Below are 17,569 nucleotides of genomic sequence, written 5' to 3' on the forward strand. Positions count from 1 at the left end.
CGACGACGTCGGAGCGGCTCGTCGGGGTCGGTGCTCGCGCATCGCGGACGGCCCGGACCGGACCTCCGGCCGCGCGACTGTCCGCAAGGGTCAGCCCTGCTCGTCCGCGGCCTGATCTTCGATGCGCTCGACCGCCCAGGCCAGGCGGTCGCGCGTCCGGTCGTCCTGCTCGGCATCGAGGGCCGCCTGCAGCGCCGGCAGGTCGGCCGGCCCGCCGAGCTTGCCGAGGCCCTCGGCGGCCAGCAGGCGGACGCGTGGGTCCTCGTGCCGAACTGACTCGAGGAACAGGTCGTGAAGGCCAGGGCTCGAAGACCATGACCGAAGAGACCGGCGGCAGATCGCCCGCACTTGGTCGTCGGGGTCGCGCAGGCCCTGGGCGATGAAGGGGACGTGGTCGGGGAAGCGGGCGCTGAGCGCGTGGGCGGCAATTCGGCGGGCGTCGAGGTCGCCGCTCATCCACTTGGCGAGGACGGCGGGGGTGGCGACGGTGCGGACGGCCTCGCGGTAGGCGACCGCGTCGGGGCCCTCCATGAAGTCGTTCATGGCGTCGACGAGGGCCGCGAAGGCGCGGTCGTCGTGCTCGGCGGCGAGGGCCTTGGCGGCGGCGGGCGAGGGGTTGTCGGCGAACGCCTGGACTCGGCTGGCGAAGTCGGGGGTGGACATGGTCGGCTCCGTGGTGTCAGGCGCGGCGGCCGAGGTCGGCGACGTGGCTCGGGCCCCTGGCGTCGTCGCCCGGGTTGTCGGGGTTGACCGCGTGGAGTGATTGCAAGATCTGCGAGAACGTGCGCCGCTGCAGCAGCTCGTCGAGCAGCTTCAGCATGGTGTCGCCGATCATGCTCCAATACGTGACGCGTCGCGTGCCGATCAGGTCGAGGCCGCCGGCGTTGGCCTTCGGGTTGAGCTTGCGCAGGTTATAAAAGTAATCGTTGGTGCGGCAGCCGTTGAACAGCCACAGCCGGTAGCGCTTGTCGAACGCCTGCTTCGACATGCGGCGGATGTTGGGGTCGGTCTTGAGCTGATCGACCATCACGTGCGCGCCGAACTCGGCGGTGTGATAGTTGCGCAGGTTGATCACGAGGTTGCCGGAGTTGACGCGGCGGATCTGCAGGCGGCCTCTGGCGACCAGAGCGCGGTACTCGGCCAGCGGCGAGCGCTTGCTCGTTCGCCCGCGCTCGACCAAAAACTCCTCGAGGTCCTTGTACTCGCTGAAGCTGGCCTCGATCGCGCCCTGGTCGTCGACGAGGTCGGCGGTGAAGTTGTAGTCGAAGTCGGGGCCGGTGCCGTAGCGGCCGTGGCCGCCGTACATCGCCACGTCGCAGCGACCGAGGCCGTCGAGGAAGGCGGAGGCCGCGTCGCCGCCGGCGCTGCCGTCGCCCGCGCGCACGAGGGTGACGAGGACGTCGACCGGACGGCCGGCGGCGTCGGTGGCGGCGGCTCCGGCGATCCAGTGCTCGGCGGGCCGCTGGGGGACGACGCGCTTGCCGGCGGCGATCCGCGCGAGGGCGCCGGCGTCGTCGCGCGAGAAGCCGCGCGCGGCCAGGCCGGACTCGAGGAGCTGGTCTTGCGAGCGGTTGGCGCCGTATTCGTCGAAGCCGCAGGCGATCACGACGGTGCAGAGCTGGTCGGCGAACAGTCGCTCGTACCAGGGAGAGCCGGGCGGGGCGAGGGTTCCGTTGATGCGCAGCGCCATGCAGGCTGGAGCATAACCGAGTCGGCGCGAGCCTCGCACGCGCGCGACTTCGCGGCGCGAATGTGCGAGGATGCGCCCGCCATGAGGTCCATGCGCTCGCGAGCGATCTGCGTGACGGTGTCGCTGACGTTGACCCCGTCGCTCGTGTACGCGGCGCCGACGAACGTCGCACCTGCAACAAGTCCGCGAGAACCTGGTTCGGTCGGCGTTGCGAGGAGGTTCGAGGGAGCGAGCAGTCCGGACGCGAGGACGGCGACGGGTGTGGCGACGTCCGCGGGGCTGCCGACAGCGATGAAGGTGGGTGCTCCGGGGCCGCTCAGTCCGGGCGCGACGATCCCGACGGAGACGACACCTGCGGGCTCGACGGCGCCGGCGACGACAGGACCTGCGGAGGCGACGGCGCCGGGAGAGTCGACGACGGGGAGCGCGACGACGGCACCGGCCAGCTCGCCTGCGCGCGCCGAGGGGACGAGTCCGGCGGTGCCGCCGGAGAGCGCCGAGGTGCCGCCGACGACGGCTCCGGGCGGATCGGTGGCCGTGGAGACGCCGCCGGAGCCGGGGCGGTCGCGGCCGCGGACGTGGCAGATCTACCAGCGCCCGTTGCCCGGCGCGGAGCACAGCTGGGGGCCGCCGAACGGGCAGATGCCGGCGGTGGTGGAGGTGTCCGAGACGCCGATCGATCCGAACAAGACCCCGCCCAACGGGACCCCGCGCATGATCATCGGTGCGGCGGTCGGCACGCTCGGACTGGTGGTGTTCGGCCTCGGGATCGCGGCGCGCACGACCGACGTGTTCGGCGAGGACCGTCGCGCCGGGGTGCCGCTGATCGGCGGCGGGCTGGTGGCCGCGGCGATCGGCTGGGGCCTGTTCACCCACGGAGTGCTGCGCCGCAAGGCGTTCCTCCGCTGGAAAGAAGGCCGGGCGACGGTGGCCCCGACGATCGGCGGAGCCACGCTGCTGCTGCGTTTTTAGTTTTTAGTTTTTAAAAGATGCCGCCGCGAATGTTCGCGGTCATGTGTCCCAACGGGTGCCTCGAGAGACATGTCCATGAGGACATGTCCATTCTTCGAAAAAGCTTCAGCGCGGGAGGCGTTCGTGCAGCCAGCCGGACACCAGCTCGAGCTCGGCGGTCGAGACCTCGTGCTGGATCGGGTAGTCGTGCCAGCGGACGTCGCGGCCGGGGCGGAGGGCGGCGTCGTGGGCGGCGCGGCCGGCGAACAGCGGCACCAGCGGGTCGTTGCGGCCGTGGCAGAACAGGGCGGGGGTGTCGAAGTTGGCGCGGGTCTGCTCCTCGCGCTTGTCGGCCGAAAGCTCGTAGGCGCTGAGGACGAGCAGGCCGGCGAGGGTCTCGGGGTGACGCGAGCCGGTGTAGAGGGCCATGGCGCCGCCCTGGCTGAAGCCGCCGAGGACGATGCGGTCGCTGGCGATCCCGCGCGCGTTCTCGCGGGCGACGAGGCGAGTGATGGCGGCGGCGCTGGCCCGGATGTGGGCCTCGTCTTCGCGCGGGCCGGCGTGCGGGTCGAAGCCGAGGCTGCGGATGTCGTACCAGGCGGGCATGACGTAGCCGCCGTTGATCGTGATCGGCATCGCCGGCGCGTGCGGGAGGATGAAGCGCGCCCACGGCAGACCGAACAGCGGGACGGCCGGCTCGAAGTCGTGGCCGTCGGCGCCGAGGCCGTGGAGGAAGATGACGCTGGCGGTGGCGGGGACCTTGGCGTCGACCTCGACGCAGGGGAGCATTTCGTTCATGACTGCACGCGATCACTCGGCGGCGGCGCCGAAGAAAATTTCGCTGACCTTGCCGCGCTTGGCGTCGAAGGTGAAGATGACGCCGCTATAGACCGAACCGGCGACGAAGGACAGGTCGTCCTGTTCCTCTTCGGGGTCGCGGTCGGCGAGATAGGCGGTCTCGACGGCCTCGTAGCTGTCGCCGAGGCCGATCCCGCGAGTCGTGCGCAGGGCGCAAGGGGCGACGGCGCGGATGGCGGCGAGCGCGTAAGGGCCGCGCTTGTCGGCGGCGTCGAGGCCGAGCTCGAGGCCCTTGTCCGGCCAGCTCCACTGCTGGACGTAGCTGCCGGTCGCCTCGGACAGCTCGGCTCGACCCCGGCGCGCCGGAGCGCCGAGCAGCCGGGTGAGCTCGGCGGCGGCCAGACCGATCTTGAGCTCGCCGAGCTCCTCGCGGTCGAGGATCGACGACAGCTCCTCGGTCGGCTCGCCGTCCGCGGCGCCGGCGTCGGGCGGGCCGGGCAGCAGGCAGGCGCCGAAGCTGACCCAAGCGCCAGGTCGCTCGCTCGGCTTCCACTGCTCGCGCGTGCCCAGGAGGTCGCCCGGGTGCTCGGCGACGAACTCGCGGCAGACATGCGTCAGCGAGCCGGGAACGATGGCGCTGCTGCCCGCGCCACGTGCCTTGCGCTCGAGGCCCTTGCAGTCGGCCTCGGCCTTGCGACAGGCGGTGGCGGGGGTCGGGCCGACGCGCGAGTAACAGGCGCACCACCAGCGGACCTGCGCGTCGGCGGGAGGTGGGCTGTCCGTGGAGACAGGTGATTTTGGGATGTCCGCGGGGACAGGCGAGGCCGGGTTGGCCTGAGGGGCCGGGGCTGACGGAGAGATGTCCTTGGGGACAGGTGCAGGGGGCGGGCTGTCCGCGGGGAGCGGCGAGGCCGCGTGGGCTGATGGATCGGGGGCGCTCGCAGGGGCGCCGCAGACCGCCGACAGGAGGGCGAGCGCCGCGGCGCCGGGGCGCACGAGCAGGAGACGGCGCGAGGCAAGGAGCACGACTGGTGGTGGCAGACAGCAGGGGAACGGTCAAGCGCGGCGGCGGGCGAGGACGCGCGCGCGGCGAGTCGGCGTCAGTACTTCATCCACTGCAGGCAGCAGTAGCGGGCGCCGAAGGTCGCGCCGTAGTTCTCGTCCTCGTCGAAGTTGTTGCAGTTGTTCTCGTTGACGCGGATGCCCCGGTCGTCGTCGACGCGGTCGCCCATCCAGGTGTTGAGCTGCAGGGTCATGCCGGTCACGCAGGCGCGGCGGACTTGCTCGTAGGTGCAGAGATACGCGCCGCCGTAGGCAGTGCGGCAGCGATCGGCGCTCTGGTACCAGTTCTGATTGCCGCCGGCGGTGTCGTAGTAGAGGCACAGCAGCGAGGTGGCAGTGTTGACCTGGAAGGTCGAGAAGGCCGGGTAGTTCGGGCATGCGGCCACGCTGGTGGGGCCGGGGATGCCTTGCGGGCCCTGCGGGCCGGTGTCGCCCTTGGGGCCCTGAGGGCCCTGGGGACCGGTCAGGCCGGTCGGACCGGTCGGGCCCACGGGTCCCGCGGGGCCCTGCAAGCCTTGGGGACCTTGCGGGCCCATCGGGCCCATCGGACCGATGGCGCCCATCGGACCCTGCGGGCCCTGAGGACCGGCGGGGCCCTGCTCGCCCATCGGTCCCTGCGTACCCTGGGGACCGGCAGGGCCGGCGGGACCGGCAGGGCCATCGGCGCCGGCGGGGCCGGCAGGGCCTTCGGGACCGGCAGGTCCGGCGGGGCCCGCAGGGCCGGCAGGACCCTCTGCGCCGGCGGGGCCGGCAGGACCTTCGGGGCCGGCAGCGCCGGCAGGACCGGCGGGACCGGCGGGGCCCTCCGCACCGGCAGGACCGGCGGGGCCCTCGGAGCCGGCAGGACCGGCGGGTCCAGGCGGGCCAGCGGGGCCGATCAGGCCGGAAGGATCGCCGACCCACTGGCCGCTCTCGTTGATGACCTGGCCGAAGCCCTGAATGTTGACACTGGTGGGGTTGATCTCGCCGCGGACGTCGCCGGCGAACATGGCGTAAGGGACGCTGACGATGGCGGCGCGGGGCGTCATCTCCGGGTCGCTGCCGACGGTGATGCCGAGCCAGCGGGTGCTGCCGTCGAAGACGATCTCGTCGAGGACGAGCTGCTCGCCGAGGCGGACGGAGAAAAAGCCCTCATCGAAGGTGACGCTGATGGTCTCGGCCCAGATCTCGTTGCCGGCGATCTCGGCGTCGTAGATGGCGAAGGTGATGTCTTGGGTGCCATCGACGGGGACGCCGCCGGCGTCGAAGAGGCGGCCCTGGTGGGTGACGAGGGCCGGGACGGCGAGGGCGCTGGCGTCGAGGGGGAAAAGCCAGGCGGAGGCGAGGAGGGCACCGAGCCACCACTTCTTCATCGGGTTGCTTCGCGTGGATTTCATGGCGGGTTCCCGTTGGCGCCGATGAGGCCGCCTTGCAGGCGAAAGTTGTCGGAGGTGTAGACGGCCTGGTTCTGGGTGGGCTGGCCCAGAGTGAAGACCATGCGGAAGTTGGGGCTGGAGGCGACGGTGCCGCTGTTGACGGTCTGGGTGACGGAGCGGCCGACGAGGGGATCGCCGGTGGTGGTGTCGGTGTCGGTGACGGAGGTCGTCGAGGTCGTCGTCGATTCGGTGTCGCTCGTGGTCGTGGTCGTCGAGTCGGTGGTGGTGGGGGCGACCGTGGTGGTCGGTGACTCGGTGGTGGTGGAATCGGTGGTGGTCACCGGATTGGTGGTGGTCGGAGCGTCGGTGGTGACGGTCGGCGAATCGGTGGACGTCGGGGCGTCGGTGGTCGTCGCCGTCGAGCCGTCGGTGCCACTAATGGAGAGCGTGCCGGCGGTGGTGTCGTCAGCACATCCGGCCGCGAACGCAGCGATGCATATCAGCCCCAATCCAGCCTCACACCGGCGCTTACGCGCGGTTCGGCGCATGCTCCACCCCCCGTCCAGGACCGCCGCGACCTCGTGACGCGACGATTTTGCGGACGCTATCACGAATGTCCGCAGGCCAACAAGACGACAGTTTCGCGCAGGCGGGTGCGTCGGCGGCTTCACAGCGGCGATCGCATGCTGCCCGAAAGGACAGCTCGATCGCGGCCGTCGACCGTCGAGCGTCGTCCGACTTTCGGGCACGGGCGCGAGGCCGGACTCGATGGGTCACGCGCGGCGCTACGATGCCGCTTCAGTCTTGCCGGCTCTCGCGCCCGCGAGTGTTCTACAAATAGAATGTGTTCTCGGGGCAGCGACGCTGCGAGCGCTGAGCTCGATGCCGGGTTGGGGCGGGTCCTGCCGAGACATGTTCTTCGGGACAGGTCGAGTTCACGGCGGGGCGACCACGCCGCGGACGCTGAGCTCGATGCCGGGGGGAGGGATCGACATGGCGAAGGGCTGCGACTGGAGGCACTCGCGGACGCCGGCGGAGTCGCCGTGGGTGGCGAACTGACGCTCGAGCAGCTTGCCGTCGGGGCCGAAGGTCGCTTCCAAAAAAATGCCGCGCGGGTTCTTGCCGCCGCAGGCGCGCAGGAGCGCGCTGCCGCGGTCGTCGAGGGTTTTCTGGAGTTCGGCGGTGGCGGCGTCGCGGGCGGTCTGGAGACGGGTCTGCGCGTCCGTGTCGACCTCGACGCGGGGGCCGGGATCGGCGAGCCAGGCACGGCGGTCGTCGGTCAACGTGTCCTCGGGGACAGATTCGATCGCCGGCGGGGCGGCGGCGAAGTGGTCGGGGCGGGGGTCGAAGTCGGGCAGCTCGCGGCGCGCCGAATCGGCATCGGCCGCCTGCACGCCGTGGGCTACGACGGGTTCGCGCTCGGGGGTGGGCGACGGATCGGGCTGTTCGCCGCCGGACAGCGCGTACCAGCTGCCGAGCAGGAGCACGGCGCTGCCGGCGAGGGCGGCGGCGGTCCGTCGACCGCTGCGCGCGAAGATGTCTGAACTTCGGGTCATGTACGATGATTGCGCGCGCCCGGCCGCGGAGCCGGGGCGAGGCTCAGTACTTGGGCCATTCGGAGCAGCAGTACTTGCCGGCCTTGGAGTCGCCGACCGCAGCCTGGCCGTCGAAGTTGCCGCAGTCGGCGATGTTGGTGAACATGGCGTCGTCGTCGTCGATGCGTTCGGCGAGCCACGCATTGATGATGGGCGTGAATCCGCCGGCGAGGCAGGCGCGACGGACCTCCTCGTGGCGGCACAGGTGGGCGCCGCCGTAGTAGAGGTAACAGTCGCTCGAGGCCTTGTTCCAGTCGCCGGCGAAGCCCTCGTGGTACACGCAGAGCAGCGAGCGGGTCGTGTTCACCGCGGCGAGCTGATCGGCGAAGCCGACCGCGGGGCACGCGGGCATGCTGGTCGGGCCGGGGACGCCCTGCGGGCCTTGGGGGCCTTCGGGGCCCTGCGGGCCTTGCGGGCCTTGAGGGCCGGTCGCGCCAGCAGGGCCGGCGGGACCGGCGGGGCCGGCGGGACCGACCGGGCCCGCGGGACCGGCGGGGCCCATCGGGCCGATTGCGCCCTGCGGACCTGGAGGGCCTGCGGGGCCCTGGGCTCCAGCGGGGCCGGCAGGACCGGCAGGGCCGGTGGGGCCGGCGGGACCGGCGGGGCCCGGGTCGCCCTGGATGCCTTGCGGGCCAGCGGGGCCGGCGGGGCCGGCAGGACCGGCAGGCCCGGCGGGACCGGGGTCGCCTTGCGAGCCGGCGGGGCCGGCAGGACCCGGTTCGCCCTGGGTGCCCTGGGGACCGGCAGGGCCGGGTTCGCCTTGTGGGCCTTGCGGGCCGGCGGGGCCCGGTTCGCCCTGGGTGCCCTGGGGACCGGCAGGGCCGGGTTCGCCTTGCGGGCCCTGGGGACCGGCAGGGCCCAGTTCGCCCTGCGGGCCCTGAGGACCGACGGGACCAATGTCGCCCTGAGGCCCTTGGGGACCCTGAGGGCCGTCAGGACCGGCGGGACCTGCCGGACCTGCGGGGCCCGCCGGGCCGGCGGGACCGGGTTGGCCATCGGGGCCGGCGGGGCCGGCAGGGCCTTCGGGACCGGCAGGACCGGCAGGACCCGCAGGGCCGGCGGGACCTTCTGCGCCGGCGGGGCCGGCAGGGCCTTCGGGGCCGGCAGCGCCGGCAGGACCGGCGGGACCGGCGGGGCCCTCCGCACCGGCAGGACCGGCGGGGCCCTCGGAGCCGGCAGGACCGGCGGGTCCAGGCGGGCCAGCGGGGCCGATCAGGCCGGAAGGATCGCCGACCCACTGGCCGCTCTCGTTGATGACCTGGCCGAAGCCCTGAATGTTGACACTGGTGGGGTTGATCTCGCCGCGGACGTCGCCGGCGAACATGGCGTAAGGGACGCTGACGATGGCGGCGCGGGGCGTCATCTCCGGGTCGCTGCCGACGGTGATGCCGAGCCAGCGGGTGCTGCCGTCGAAGACGATCTCGTCGAGGACGAGCTGCTCGCCGAGGCGGACGGAGAAAAAGCCCTCATCGAAGGTGACGCTGATGGTCTCGGCCCAGATCTCGTTGCCGGCGATCTCGGCGTCGTAGATGGCGAAGGTGATGTCCTGGGTGCCGTCGACGGGGACGCCGCCGGCGTCGAAGAGTCGGCCCTGGTGGGTGACGAGGGCCGGGACGGCGAGGGCGCTGGCGTCGAGGGGGAAAAGCCAGGCGGAGGCGAGGAGGGCACCGAGCCACCACTTCTTCCTCATCATCGAGCTAGGTAGCGATTTCATGGCGGGTTCCCGTTGGCGCCGATGAGGCCGCCTTGCAGGCGAAAGTTGTCGGAGGTGTAGACGGCCTGGTTCTGGGTGGGCTGGCCCAGAGTGAAGACCATGCGGAAGTTGGGGCTGGAGGCGACGGTGCCGCTGTTGACGGTCTGGGTGACGGAGCGGCCGACGAGGGGATCGCCGGTGGTGGTGTCGGTGTCGGTGACGGACGTCGTCGAGGTCGTCGTCGAGTCGGTGTCGCCCGTGGTGGTCGTCGTCGAGTCGGTGGTGGTGGGGGCGACCGTGGTGGTCGGCGACTCGGTGGTGGTGGAATCGGTGGAGGTCACCGGATTGGTGGTGGTCGGGGCGTCGGTCGTGACGGGGGACGTCGGCGAATCAGTAGACGTCGGCGCGTCGGTGGTGGTCGCCGTCGAGCCCTCGGTGCCACTAATGGAGAGCGTGCCGGCGGTGGTGTCGTCAGCACATCCGGCCGCGAACGCGGCGACACATATCAGCCCCAATCCAGCCTCACACCGGCGCTTGCGCGCGGTTCGGCGCATGCTCACCCCCAGTCCGAAGAGCGACGTCTACAACGAGAGACGCGGCGTTCGACCCACGTCGAAAAGCGCCACAATCCCCGGCAAGCTATCATGATTGCCCGCGCGTTCACAAGCGGCACTTTCGCGCGAGGCGAGTGCGTCGCCGGCTGCACGGTGCAGTGTTCGGATGTCCCGAGGGACATGCTGCAGGGGCGGTGACGTCTCATTCGATATGTCCCAAGGGGCAGGTGAACGAGCGGCGCCGCGCGGGCGCGGGTTGGGATATGGGCGCGGCGGCAGGCGCGCCGACGCGCGCGGAGGACGGCGATCGCCGACGCCCGGCGGCCGGTTAATGCTATGACTGCGAGGCTCCGAGGTCCTGATGTCGCCGTGCCTGCGCCGTGTCGTGCTGCTCCCGCTCCTGCTCGCGTTGCCAGTGGCCTGCGACGGCTCGACGCCCGCCGCCCCGCCTGACCGCCCGAGCGCCGAGACCCCGGCCGCCGAGCCGGCTGTGTCGCCCGAGGCCGAGAAGCAGTACCGCGAGGCGCTCGAGCTCGAGGCGGCAGGGCGTCACGAGGAGGCGAGGATCGCGGTGGAGCAGGCGATCGCCGCGGGGGCCGGCCGCGACGCCCAGCTGCTCGCCGCCAAGCTGGCGATCCTCCGCGAAGATCTCGACGCGGCGACGCGCCTGCTCGAGCCGCTCGCCAAAGCCGGCGGCGACGCTCTGGTCCTCTACAACCTCGGCCTCGTGGCGCAGAAGCGCGGCAAGTACAACGACGCCCGCAGCCGTTACCTGGCCGCCCTCAAGGCCGATCCGAACTACAGCCCGGCCCGCTTCAACCTGGCGGTGCTGACGTGGGAGGCCGGGGTCAAGGACGAGGCCCAGCACCACGCCCGCAAGTTCATCGACGCCGTCCCCAGCGACGACCCCAACGCCGCCAAGCTGCAGCAGATGATGGGCGGGGTCCCGCCGGCCCCGGCGTCGCCGGTCGCGCAGCCCTGAGCCGCGGGGGATCGAGAGGTCGACCCGGACCTGGCGGAAAGGTCAGCAGACCGGGCCGCGGGGGATCGAGAGGTCGATCCGGACCTGGCGGAAAGGTCAGCAGACCGGGCCGCGAAACATGATCTGGACGACCGGCCGGTCGCAGGGGCGATCAGGTCGGGCGGAGGCGGGCCAGATAAAAGCCGTCGGTGTGGTGGGCCTCGGGCGTCCAGGTCTCCTCGTGCTCGAGGGTGAAGCCGCCGGCGTCACAGGCGGCGCGGACCAGGCGCGGGCCCTCCTCGGGCTCGAGGCTGCACACGGCGTAGACCAGGCGGCCGCCGGGGCGCACGCGGGCGCGGCAGCGGTCGAGCAGGCGGCGCTGCAGGTCGGCGCAGGCGGCGATGTCGTCGAACTGCACCGTGGCGCGCAGCTCGGGGTGGCGGGCGAGGTTGCCGAGGCCGGTGCAGGGGGCGTCGAGCAGGACTGCGTCGTAGGTCGTGTCGTCGACGCCCGGCTGCAGCTCGGGGGCGGCGAGGTCGGCGACCACGGTGGTGAAGGTGAAGTCGGGGCCGTCGAGCTCGCCGCGGCGGCGCAGGCCGGCGTGCTCGCCGAGGCGGACCTCGCTGGCGTCGGCGGCGACCAGGCGGCCGCGGCGGCGCATCAGCTCGGCGAGCTGCAGCGACTTGGTGCCCATGCCGGCGCAGGCGTCGAGGACATGTTCTTCAGGACATGGCGCGAGGGCCAGGGCCGCCCGCTGCGCGCCGAGGGCCTGGATCGAGAACAGGCCGCGCTCGTGCAGCGGGTGGCGGACCAGCTCGCCGCCGCCGCGCACGCGCAGGGCCTGCGGCTGGTCGGGGAGCGGCTCGACGAAGGCCTTGGGGTCGGCCTCGCGCAGGGCGGCGGCCACGGCCTCGGCTGTCGTTCGGGACAGGTCGACGCGCAGCTCGACCGCCGGCGGCTCGGCGAGGGCGCGGGCGCGGGCGAGGGCGAGGTCGGGGCCGAGAGTGGCGATCCAGCGGCCGGCGAGCCAGCGGGGGATCGACCAGCGATTGGCGAGGACGTCGAGCGGCTTGCCGGTGGCGAGGCGGGCGTCGAGGCCGGCGCCCTCGCGGTCGATGGCGGCGAGGATCGCGTGCAGCGGGCGGGCCAGGCCGCCGCTGGGGTCGAGGGCGGTGGCGAGGCCGAGGGCCTGGGAGATCGCGGCGTGCGGGGGGTGCTGCAGCTCGCGCAGCTCGAACACCGCGACGCGGGCGATCTCTCGCGCGCGGGCGCTGAGGGCCTTGGGGCGCGCGGCGGCGGCGTCGATCAGGGCGTCGAGGCGGCCGCGGTGGCGCAGCACGCCGTACACGAGGGTGGTGGTGAGGCCGCGCTCGCGCCGCTCGAGGTCGGGGTGGCGCTCGAAGTGCTCGGCCAGGATCCGGTTGCTGAAGCCGCGGCGTTGATCGATCTGCCGGAGGGTCTGGACGGCGAGCGCGCGGGCGGTGATGGGGTTTCTCGGCACGGGGGCGCGGATCGTAGCCGCAAAGGGTGTTATGGTGTCGGCGATGTCGACGCGCCGACGCGCCGCGATCGCCGCCCTCGCCGCCCCCGCCGCCCTCGTCTTGGGGACCCTCCCCGCGGGCTGTGAGGAGCCGCTGCAGCCGGTGTCCGAGCCGCCGACCCTGCTGGCCGAGGCCGGCGATTACACGATGTGGGCCCGGCCGAAGAACCGCGCGGAGCGTCAGCCGGTGGTCGCGCCCCACGGCGGGTTCGTCGACATCTACATCAACGACGTGGTGGTCGCCGACCAGGCGATGGTGCTGCCGGAGGGGCTGCCCGCGTGGTCCGACGAGGCGATGGTGGTCCTGGCCGGTTACGACGCGATGGAGGGCGGGTCGCTGGTGCAGGTGGCGGTGATGCAGAAGCGCGACGGGGTGTGGGCCTGGGAGCAGTACGACGGCTCCAGCGACGAGCCCCGCTTCTCCGGCCGGCCCGACGTGTGCGTCGGCTGTCACAGCGCCGGCGAGGATTTCGTGAGGTCGTTTCGCCTGCCGGACCCGCCGCCCGAGGCGTGAGGCGAGGGCGGCGCGCGACCGATGGCTCGCGCGCGTGAGCACCCCGACGCGCCGCGAAAAGCCGGGCGAGCGAGGGGCGCGAGGCGCATGCGCTTGCTCGCGGGCAGACGAGGGGCTATGCCCCCCGGCGATGCTGCACAACGCACTCGTCCGCGTGCCCACCGAGGACCTCAAGCGGCTGCTGGCGCTGCTCCACCGCGGAGAGCTGCAGTGCCCGCTGACGCCGGTCGAGGTGACGCGGTGCGGCTTCCAGATCCACATGGACGCGCTGCTCGGCCACATGCGCGGGCTCGATGCGCCGGGGGTGCGGGCGGTGCTGACGGCGGTGCTGCTCGAGCGACAGGCCGCGCAGGAGCGGATGCCGCGGCTGGTCTGAAGGGCATGTCCCATCGGACAGCGAGTGATTCTGGTCTGAAGGACATGTCCCTTCGGACAGTAAGTAATTCGACGAGCGCCCGAGGTGAAGGGGCGCCAGGACCTGGGGCCTCAGCCGGGCATTTCGAGTAGTCCTCTCGCCGAGAGAGTGCGGCTCCAGTCGTGGTCGAGGACGGACTCGAGCTCGCTCGCGCTCGTCGCGGGACGGGCTCGCACCGCCGAGGCGGCGACCTGTAACTTTGCCGGGCGACCGGGCACTGTGCCCCCGCGTGGGTTCTCCGCTCCGATTGCTGCGCGCTCAGGCGCGCTCCGATGCGCCGCTCCGGCGCGTATCGGCAGCAATCCGAGCCGAGGCCGCACTCGTGACGACCGCTCGGTCAAGACCGCTGACACCAGGGGAATCTCGTTCATGAAAAGAATTCTTACGCTCGCTCTCTTCCCGGCCCTCTCGACGCTCGCCTGCGACTCGCCGGGCACCGAGCTGGAGAGCGACTCGACGGACACCGCGCTGGAGAGTGACTCGACGGGCGCCGAGCCGGGGCGCGACGGCTCACGACCGACCCTCGCGATCGGCGAGGCGGAGCCGGCCGCCGCGACGCCGCTGCGCGCCAAGGCGCTGGGGCGCATGCGGAACGCGGCGAAGTACTTCCACGACAACGTCGCCCGCCACGGCGGGTACGCGTGGCACCACAACGCCACCAACCTGAGCGAGCGCTGGGGCGACATCCAGCTCGACGACGATCAGATCATGATCCAGTCGCCCGGCACCGCGGACGTGACGATCGCGTTCGTGGAGGCCGCGCTCGCCGACCCGGCGACCCCGGCGCTCAAGACCTACGCGAAGGACGCGGCGATGGCGTTGCGTCACGGGCAGGTCAAGTCGGGCGGCTGGCGCCTGTACGCGGACTTCAAGCCGACGCCGGTGCTCAAGGCCTGCTACCTCAACACCACTGCGAACTGTAGCTGCGGCGGCTGCAAGTTCACGGTCTACGACGACCAGGTCACCCAGCTCGCGCTCATCGCCATGATGCGCACCGACCAGCTCCTCGGCTTCGCAGACGCGGCGATCTCGGGCTCCTCCGCCTACGCCCGCGCGCGGGTCGAGACCTCGCAATACCCGACGAACGGCGGCTTCCCGCAAGGGTTCGCCGGTCCCGTCGTCGCCCGGCCGGCGCTGCAGGCCAGCTATCCGCCCTCGATCGGGACCTCGTGCGGCCTCGCCAATTGCTACGCCAACTCGTACTCCAATGAATACTGGGACGACCCGACCCTGAACGACAACCTCGCGTCGGCCTTCGTGGAGATGCTGTACTGGGCGAAGGAGGTCTACCCGGCGCAGGCCTCGACCTATCAGAGCATGCTCGGCGCTTACGGCGACTTCCTCCGCCGCGCGCAGATGCCTCAGCCGCAGCCGGCGTGGGCGCAGCAGTACGACATCCAGATGCAGCCCCGGTGGGCGCGCAGCTGGGAGACTCCGGCCATCGCGGGCCAGGAGAGCCAGGACGCCATGTGGGCGCTGCTTCGCCTCTACCAGCTCGACCCGAGCGTGCCGGCCAACCGCGCCGCGGTCGGCACGGCGCTCGCGTACCTCGAGACCGTCGACTACGCGAACAACACTCTGATCCACCGCTACATCGAGCTCGACGACACCTCGCCGTCGAACATCGGCTTCTACACGGTCAACCCCGGCGGGTATCCGGTCCAGTTCTCGCCTGCACCGCCGACGTACCAGAACTACGGGTGGGAGGTCCCATCTCAGCTGGCGGCGATCCACGCCGAGTACGACCGATTGGCGAGCGACACGACGGTGATGAAGCGTTCGTGCCAGCAGCTGCGCGCCGACACTGCGCAGGCCGTCGACACGACGGTGAACAACGAGCGGTGGATCACGACGTACAGCCCGGGCGGCCCGCGCAGCGGCGCCACCCCTGGCGACTATCTCGACACCAAGACGTTCGTCAAGAACATGCGCACTCTGGCCGAGTTCGTCGTGCGCACGACGACCGACTGCGTCGCGTGGAACTACTGAGCGGTAGTTCGGGCACGTCTCACTGCACCGCGACGGGGAGCTCGAGCGTGCAGGGGGCGGAGAAGGCCAGAGAGCGCGGTCCCTCGGCGGGGACGCGCTCGAAGGTGTCGGCGTCGGCGCCGGCGAGCGAGACTCGCAGCGACGATCCGGCCGGCAGCTCGAAGGCGATCGGTCGCAGTCGCACCTCGACTGCGCCGCCGCGGAGGCGCGCGACGCCCTCGGTGAGCAGGCTTGTCGGTCCATCGGCGAGCCTGGCCTCGAGGTAGGCGAACAGCGCGGAGTCATCGCCGTCCGCGGTGACCTGGCAGCGCAGCACCGGCGCGCCGAACACCGACAACGTCTCGGTGAGCGGCGCGTGGTCGAAGGACAACAGGCCGCGGGCCTTGGCGCGGTCGCCCGTGTCGACGGGGCGCAACAGGCCGGTGACCCAGCGGTTCATGGTGCCCGTGGTCGCCGCGAAGTCGACGTCGAGCCGTGCGTCGAGCGACGCCTCGCCGCGGACGAGCTGGCCGCCCGAGGCCAGAGAATAGGTCGTGGGCCGCGTCGCGGGCCACGCGTCCGCCACGCGCCACACCTCCGCGCCGGCGACCCAGTAGCGCCGCTTCGGCGCGGGCGGGGCGGTTCCCTTCAGGTGGCGGTCGAAGAACGCGACGACCTCGGCGAGGTCCACCGCGGCGCCCTCGCGCGGGCCGAAGGGGCTCGCGGATGCGTCGCCCTCGTGCGTCCACGGGCCGATCACCGCCTCCGCGAGGGGCATCGACTGATCGGCCCGCAAGACCGCGTCGGCCGTGGCGGCGTCCCAGAAGCCGCCCCACAGCCCCACGGCGGCCTTCGTCTGCGCGAGCCTGTTCGCGTGCGCGGCGGGACCGACCTCGGTGACCGGCACGCCGGCGAACAGGTCGGTCGGGCCGCGCACGTCGACCACCGCGCCCGCGACGTCGGCGACGCGTCGCGCCTCGACGAGCTCGGCGAGGGCCACACCGTCTTCGTCGCCGTCGACGGGGTGGACCCCGGTCACGATGTACTTCGCGGGCGCGGGGAAGAAGGCCGCCACGCGGTTCTTGTCGAGGCTGGCCACGTCCTCGCCCCACGCGGCGATGAACGAGGTGTTGCGCACGCCGCCGGGCGCGAGCAGCTCGTCGAGCAAGTCCCACTCGACCTCGCGGGCGAGCACCGCCCGGAGCGCGGGGTTCGTGGTCGTCGCCGACAGCAGCGCGGTGGTCCCCTCGTACGAGACGCCCGCCGCGCCGACGCGCCCGTCGCAGAACGGCTGCGCGGCGATCCACGCGATCAGCTCGCTCGCGTCGGCGACCTCGTCGCCCGACCACGGGCGCGGCCAGGTCCCGCCCGACGCGCCCGTGCCCCGGACGTCGGCGACGACGACCCCGTAGCCGGCGGCGACGAGCGCATCCACGGAGGCGTCGCGGGGGCCGATCGGCGGCACGCCGGGCTGATCGGGGAAGATCGTGGCGAAGCTCCGCCAGTAACGCGTCTGAAACAGGACGACGGGGACGCGCTCGGCCGGCATCGGCTCGGGGAGGATGACGTCGACTGCGAGCGGCACGCCGTCGCGCATGACGACCTGCGGACGAATGACGCGGGCCGGCGGCCGCTCGGGCTGCATGGCGATCAGCACGCCCGCGGCGATCGCGACGAGCGCCACGAGCACGCCGAGGACGAGGCCGACGATCTTGAGGACGCGCTTCATGCCGACGCTCCCAGGCCGACGCCGAGGACGCCGGTGATTTCGTGGGTCAGGCGCTCGGCCTCGTCGACGCCGAGGTCGCCGAGCAGGCCGTCGATGATCATGCGCGCGAGCCCGTAGGTGAGGGCCTGCGCGGCCAGCATGCCGGCGCTGCGGGCGACGAGCGCGGGGCTCGACGAGCCCTGGTGGTCGCGGCCGAGCACGTCGTCCATGGTCTTCTGCGAGACTGCTGCCATCTGCTGCAGGAGCGGCGAGGCGGCGACGACCTCGGCGTGGGTGAGGGCGCGGAAGTAGCCGGGCTCCTCGACCGCGAAGCGCACGTAGGCGACGCCGCGCGCGCGCTGCTGCTCGAGCGGGTCGGCGACGCAGGCCGCCGCGGCGTCCATGCGCTCCAGCAGGCGCCGCGCGCCCTCCTCGGCGACCGCGACCAGGAGCGCTAGGCGGCTCTCGAAGTGGCGAAACGGCGCGCCCCCGGTCACGCCGAGGCGCTGGGCCAGCGCGGAAATTTTCAACGAGTCGAGGCCGCCCCTGGCCACGGCGGCGGCGGCGGCGTCGATGAGGGCGCGCCGCAGATCGCCGTGGTGGTAGGCGTCCGCGGACTTCTTCTTGAGGCGAGCCTTGGCCGGCATGGTGCGCGATACTACCGGAAGTAAGTGTGACTTACTTGGCAAGTAAGTCACAAGGCATCCGCGCCGGCAACCACGTTCGGACTCAAAAGAAAAGCGCGCGAGGACCCGTCCTCGCGCG

Annotated in this window: 17 protein-coding genes; 5 read left to right on the forward strand and 12 right to left on the reverse strand. The window is 72.2% G+C overall.

Annotated elements, in window-relative coordinates; all coding sequences use genetic code 11:
* Nucleotides 1–90 precede the first annotated feature (90 nt).
* Both OV090_RS24250 and OV090_RS24255 read right to left on the reverse strand, forming a co-directional pair.
* Nucleotides 91–663, reverse strand: coding sequence for a HEAT repeat domain-containing protein (locus tag OV090_RS24250; protein WP_267706701.1), 573 nt, complete (start codon nt 661–663; stop codon nt 91–93).
* A gap of 16 nt (nt 664–679) precedes the next feature.
* Nucleotides 680–1,690 (reverse strand): hypothetical protein, encoded by a 1,011-nt coding sequence (locus OV090_RS24255; RefSeq protein ID WP_267706703.1) that lies wholly within the window; start codon nt 1,688–1,690, stop codon nt 680–682.
* 480 nt (nt 1,691–2,170) lie between these two features.
* Between OV090_RS24255 and OV090_RS24260 the strand changes: the two genes are divergently transcribed.
* Entirely contained in the window at nt 2,171–2,662 is a 492-nt protein-coding gene (locus OV090_RS24260; RefSeq protein ID WP_267706705.1) for a hypothetical protein, read from the forward strand.
* A 105-nt stretch (nt 2,663–2,767) separates the two neighbouring features.
* On the opposite strand, the gene OV090_RS24265 is transcribed toward OV090_RS24260, so the two are convergent.
* The 7 genes from OV090_RS24265 to OV090_RS24295 form a co-directional block, all read right to left on the reverse strand.
* Complete coding sequence (locus tag OV090_RS24265) at nt 2,768–3,439, reverse strand: dienelactone hydrolase family protein (protein WP_267706707.1); 672 nt, start codon at nt 3,437–3,439, stop codon at nt 2,768–2,770.
* Nucleotides 3,440–3,451: 12 nt separating this feature from the next.
* Nucleotides 3,452–4,465 carry a hypothetical protein gene (locus OV090_RS24270; RefSeq protein WP_267706710.1) on the reverse strand — a complete coding sequence of 338 codons (1,014 nt, stop codon included), beginning with the start codon at nt 4,463–4,465 and terminating at the stop codon, nt 3,452–3,454.
* A 74-nt stretch (nt 4,466–4,539) separates the two neighbouring features.
* Nucleotides 4,540–5,877 (reverse strand): collagen-like protein, encoded by a 1,338-nt coding sequence (locus tag OV090_RS24275; protein ID WP_267706712.1) that lies wholly within the window; start codon nt 5,875–5,877, stop codon nt 4,540–4,542.
* A complete protein-coding gene (locus tag OV090_RS24280) occupies nt 5,874–6,365 on the reverse strand; it encodes a hypothetical protein (protein WP_267706714.1) in 492 nt (163 codons plus the stop codon). Before OV090_RS24280 ends, OV090_RS24275 begins: the two co-directional genes overlap by 4 nt.
* A 426-nt stretch (nt 6,366–6,791) precedes the next feature.
* Nucleotides 6,792–7,412 carry a hypothetical protein gene (locus OV090_RS24285; RefSeq protein WP_267706716.1) on the reverse strand — a complete coding sequence of 207 codons (621 nt, stop codon included), beginning with the start codon at nt 7,410–7,412 and terminating at the stop codon, nt 6,792–6,794.
* Nucleotides 7,413–7,455: 43 nt separating this feature from the next.
* The gene (locus OV090_RS24290) at nt 7,456–9,165 is read right to left on the reverse strand and encodes a hypothetical protein (RefSeq protein ID WP_267706718.1); all 1,710 of its coding nucleotides are present in this window, start codon (nt 9,163–9,165) and stop codon (nt 7,456–7,458) included.
* Nucleotides 9,162–9,659: a hypothetical protein gene (locus OV090_RS24295; RefSeq protein WP_267706719.1), complete on the reverse strand. Its 498-nt coding sequence runs from the start codon at nt 9,657–9,659 to the stop codon at nt 9,162–9,164. The genes OV090_RS24290 and OV090_RS24295 overlap by 4 nt, the downstream gene beginning before the upstream one ends.
* 424 nt (nt 9,660–10,083) lie before the next feature.
* Here OV090_RS24295 and OV090_RS24300 point away from each other — a divergent pair, with 424 nt between their 5' ends.
* Nucleotides 10,084–10,680 (forward strand): tetratricopeptide repeat protein, encoded by a 597-nt coding sequence (locus OV090_RS24300; protein WP_267706721.1) that lies wholly within the window; start codon nt 10,084–10,086, stop codon nt 10,678–10,680.
* Nucleotides 10,681–10,831: 151 nt separating this feature from the next.
* Here OV090_RS24300 and OV090_RS50865 read toward each other — a convergent pair whose 3' ends face one another.
* Nucleotides 10,832–12,160, reverse strand: a complete 1,329-nt coding sequence (locus tag OV090_RS50865) for a transcription antitermination factor NusB (protein ID WP_267706723.1) — start codon at nt 12,158–12,160, stop codon at nt 10,832–10,834.
* A gap of 43 nt (nt 12,161–12,203) precedes the next feature.
* On the opposite strand from OV090_RS50865, the gene OV090_RS24310 reads away from it, so the two are divergent.
* The 3 genes from OV090_RS24310 to OV090_RS24320 all read left to right on the forward strand — a co-directional run bounded on the left by OV090_RS24310 (nt 12,204) and on the right by OV090_RS24320 (nt 15,117).
* Complete coding sequence (locus tag OV090_RS24310; RefSeq protein ID WP_267706725.1) at nt 12,204–12,713, forward strand: hypothetical protein; 510 nt, start codon at nt 12,204–12,206, stop codon at nt 12,711–12,713.
* Nucleotides 12,714–12,843: 130 nt separating this feature from the next.
* Nucleotides 12,844–13,089 (forward strand): hypothetical protein, encoded by a 246-nt coding sequence (locus tag OV090_RS24315; RefSeq protein ID WP_267706727.1) that lies wholly within the window; start codon nt 12,844–12,846, stop codon nt 13,087–13,089.
* Nucleotides 13,090–13,497: 408 nt separating this feature from the next.
* Complete coding sequence (locus tag OV090_RS24320; protein ID WP_267706730.1) at nt 13,498–15,117, forward strand: hypothetical protein; 1,620 nt, start codon at nt 13,498–13,500, stop codon at nt 15,115–15,117.
* Nucleotides 15,118–15,136: 19 nt separating this feature from the next.
* On the opposite strand, the gene OV090_RS24325 is transcribed toward OV090_RS24320, so the two are convergent.
* Together OV090_RS24325 and OV090_RS24330 are read right to left on the reverse strand one after the other, a co-directional pair.
* Nucleotides 15,137–16,825, reverse strand: coding sequence for a CocE/NonD family hydrolase (locus OV090_RS24325; RefSeq protein WP_267706732.1), 1,689 nt, complete (start codon nt 16,823–16,825; stop codon nt 15,137–15,139).
* The gene (locus OV090_RS24330) at nt 16,822–17,451 is read right to left on the reverse strand and encodes a TetR/AcrR family transcriptional regulator (protein ID WP_267706734.1); all 630 of its coding nucleotides are present in this window, start codon (nt 17,449–17,451) and stop codon (nt 16,822–16,824) included. Before OV090_RS24330 ends, OV090_RS24325 begins: the two co-directional genes overlap by 4 nt.
* Nucleotides 17,452–17,569: the final 118 nt, after the last annotated feature.

It is taken from the genome of Nannocystis sp. RBIL2, from assembly GCF_026626745.1.
Taxonomy (GTDB): Bacteria; Myxococcota_A; Polyangia; order Nannocystales; family Nannocystaceae; genus Nannocystis.

Excerpts from the sequence above, each read along its gene's own strand:
- OV090_RS24255 (WP_267706703.1), bottom strand. The coding sequence starts at position 1,690 with ATGGCGCTGCGCATCAACGGAACCCTCGCCCCGCCCGGCTCTCCCTGG.
- OV090_RS24265 (WP_267706707.1), bottom strand. The coding sequence starts at position 3,439 with ATGAACGAAATGCTCCCCTGCGTCGAGGTCGACGCCAAGGTCCCCGCC.
- OV090_RS24320 (WP_267706730.1), top strand. The coding sequence starts at position 13,498 with ATGAAAAGAATTCTTACGCTCGCTCTCTTCCCGGCCCTCTCGACGCTC.
- OV090_RS24315 (WP_267706727.1), top strand. The coding sequence starts at position 12,844 with ATGCTGCACAACGCACTCGTCCGCGTGCCCACCGAGGACCTCAAGCGG.
- OV090_RS24310 (WP_267706725.1), top strand. The coding sequence starts at position 12,204 with ATGTCGACGCGCCGACGCGCCGCGATCGCCGCCCTCGCCGCCCCCGCC.
- OV090_RS24285 (WP_267706716.1), bottom strand. The coding sequence starts at position 7,412 with ATGACCCGAAGTTCAGACATCTTCGCGCGCAGCGGTCGACGGACCGCC.
- OV090_RS24250 (WP_267706701.1), bottom strand. The coding sequence starts at position 663 with ATGTCCACCCCCGACTTCGCCAGCCGAGTCCAGGCGTTCGCCGACAAC.
- OV090_RS24275 (WP_267706712.1), bottom strand. The coding sequence starts at position 5,877 with ATGAAATCCACGCGAAGCAACCCGATGAAGAAGTGGTGGCTCGGTGCC.
- OV090_RS24290 (WP_267706718.1), bottom strand. The coding sequence starts at position 9,165 with ATGAAATCGCTACCTAGCTCGATGATGAGGAAGAAGTGGTGGCTCGGT.
- OV090_RS24330 (WP_267706734.1), bottom strand. The coding sequence starts at position 17,451 with ATGCCGGCCAAGGCTCGCCTCAAGAAGAAGTCCGCGGACGCCTACCAC.
- OV090_RS24325 (WP_267706732.1), bottom strand. The coding sequence starts at position 16,825 with ATGAAGCGCGTCCTCAAGATCGTCGGCCTCGTCCTCGGCGTGCTCGTG.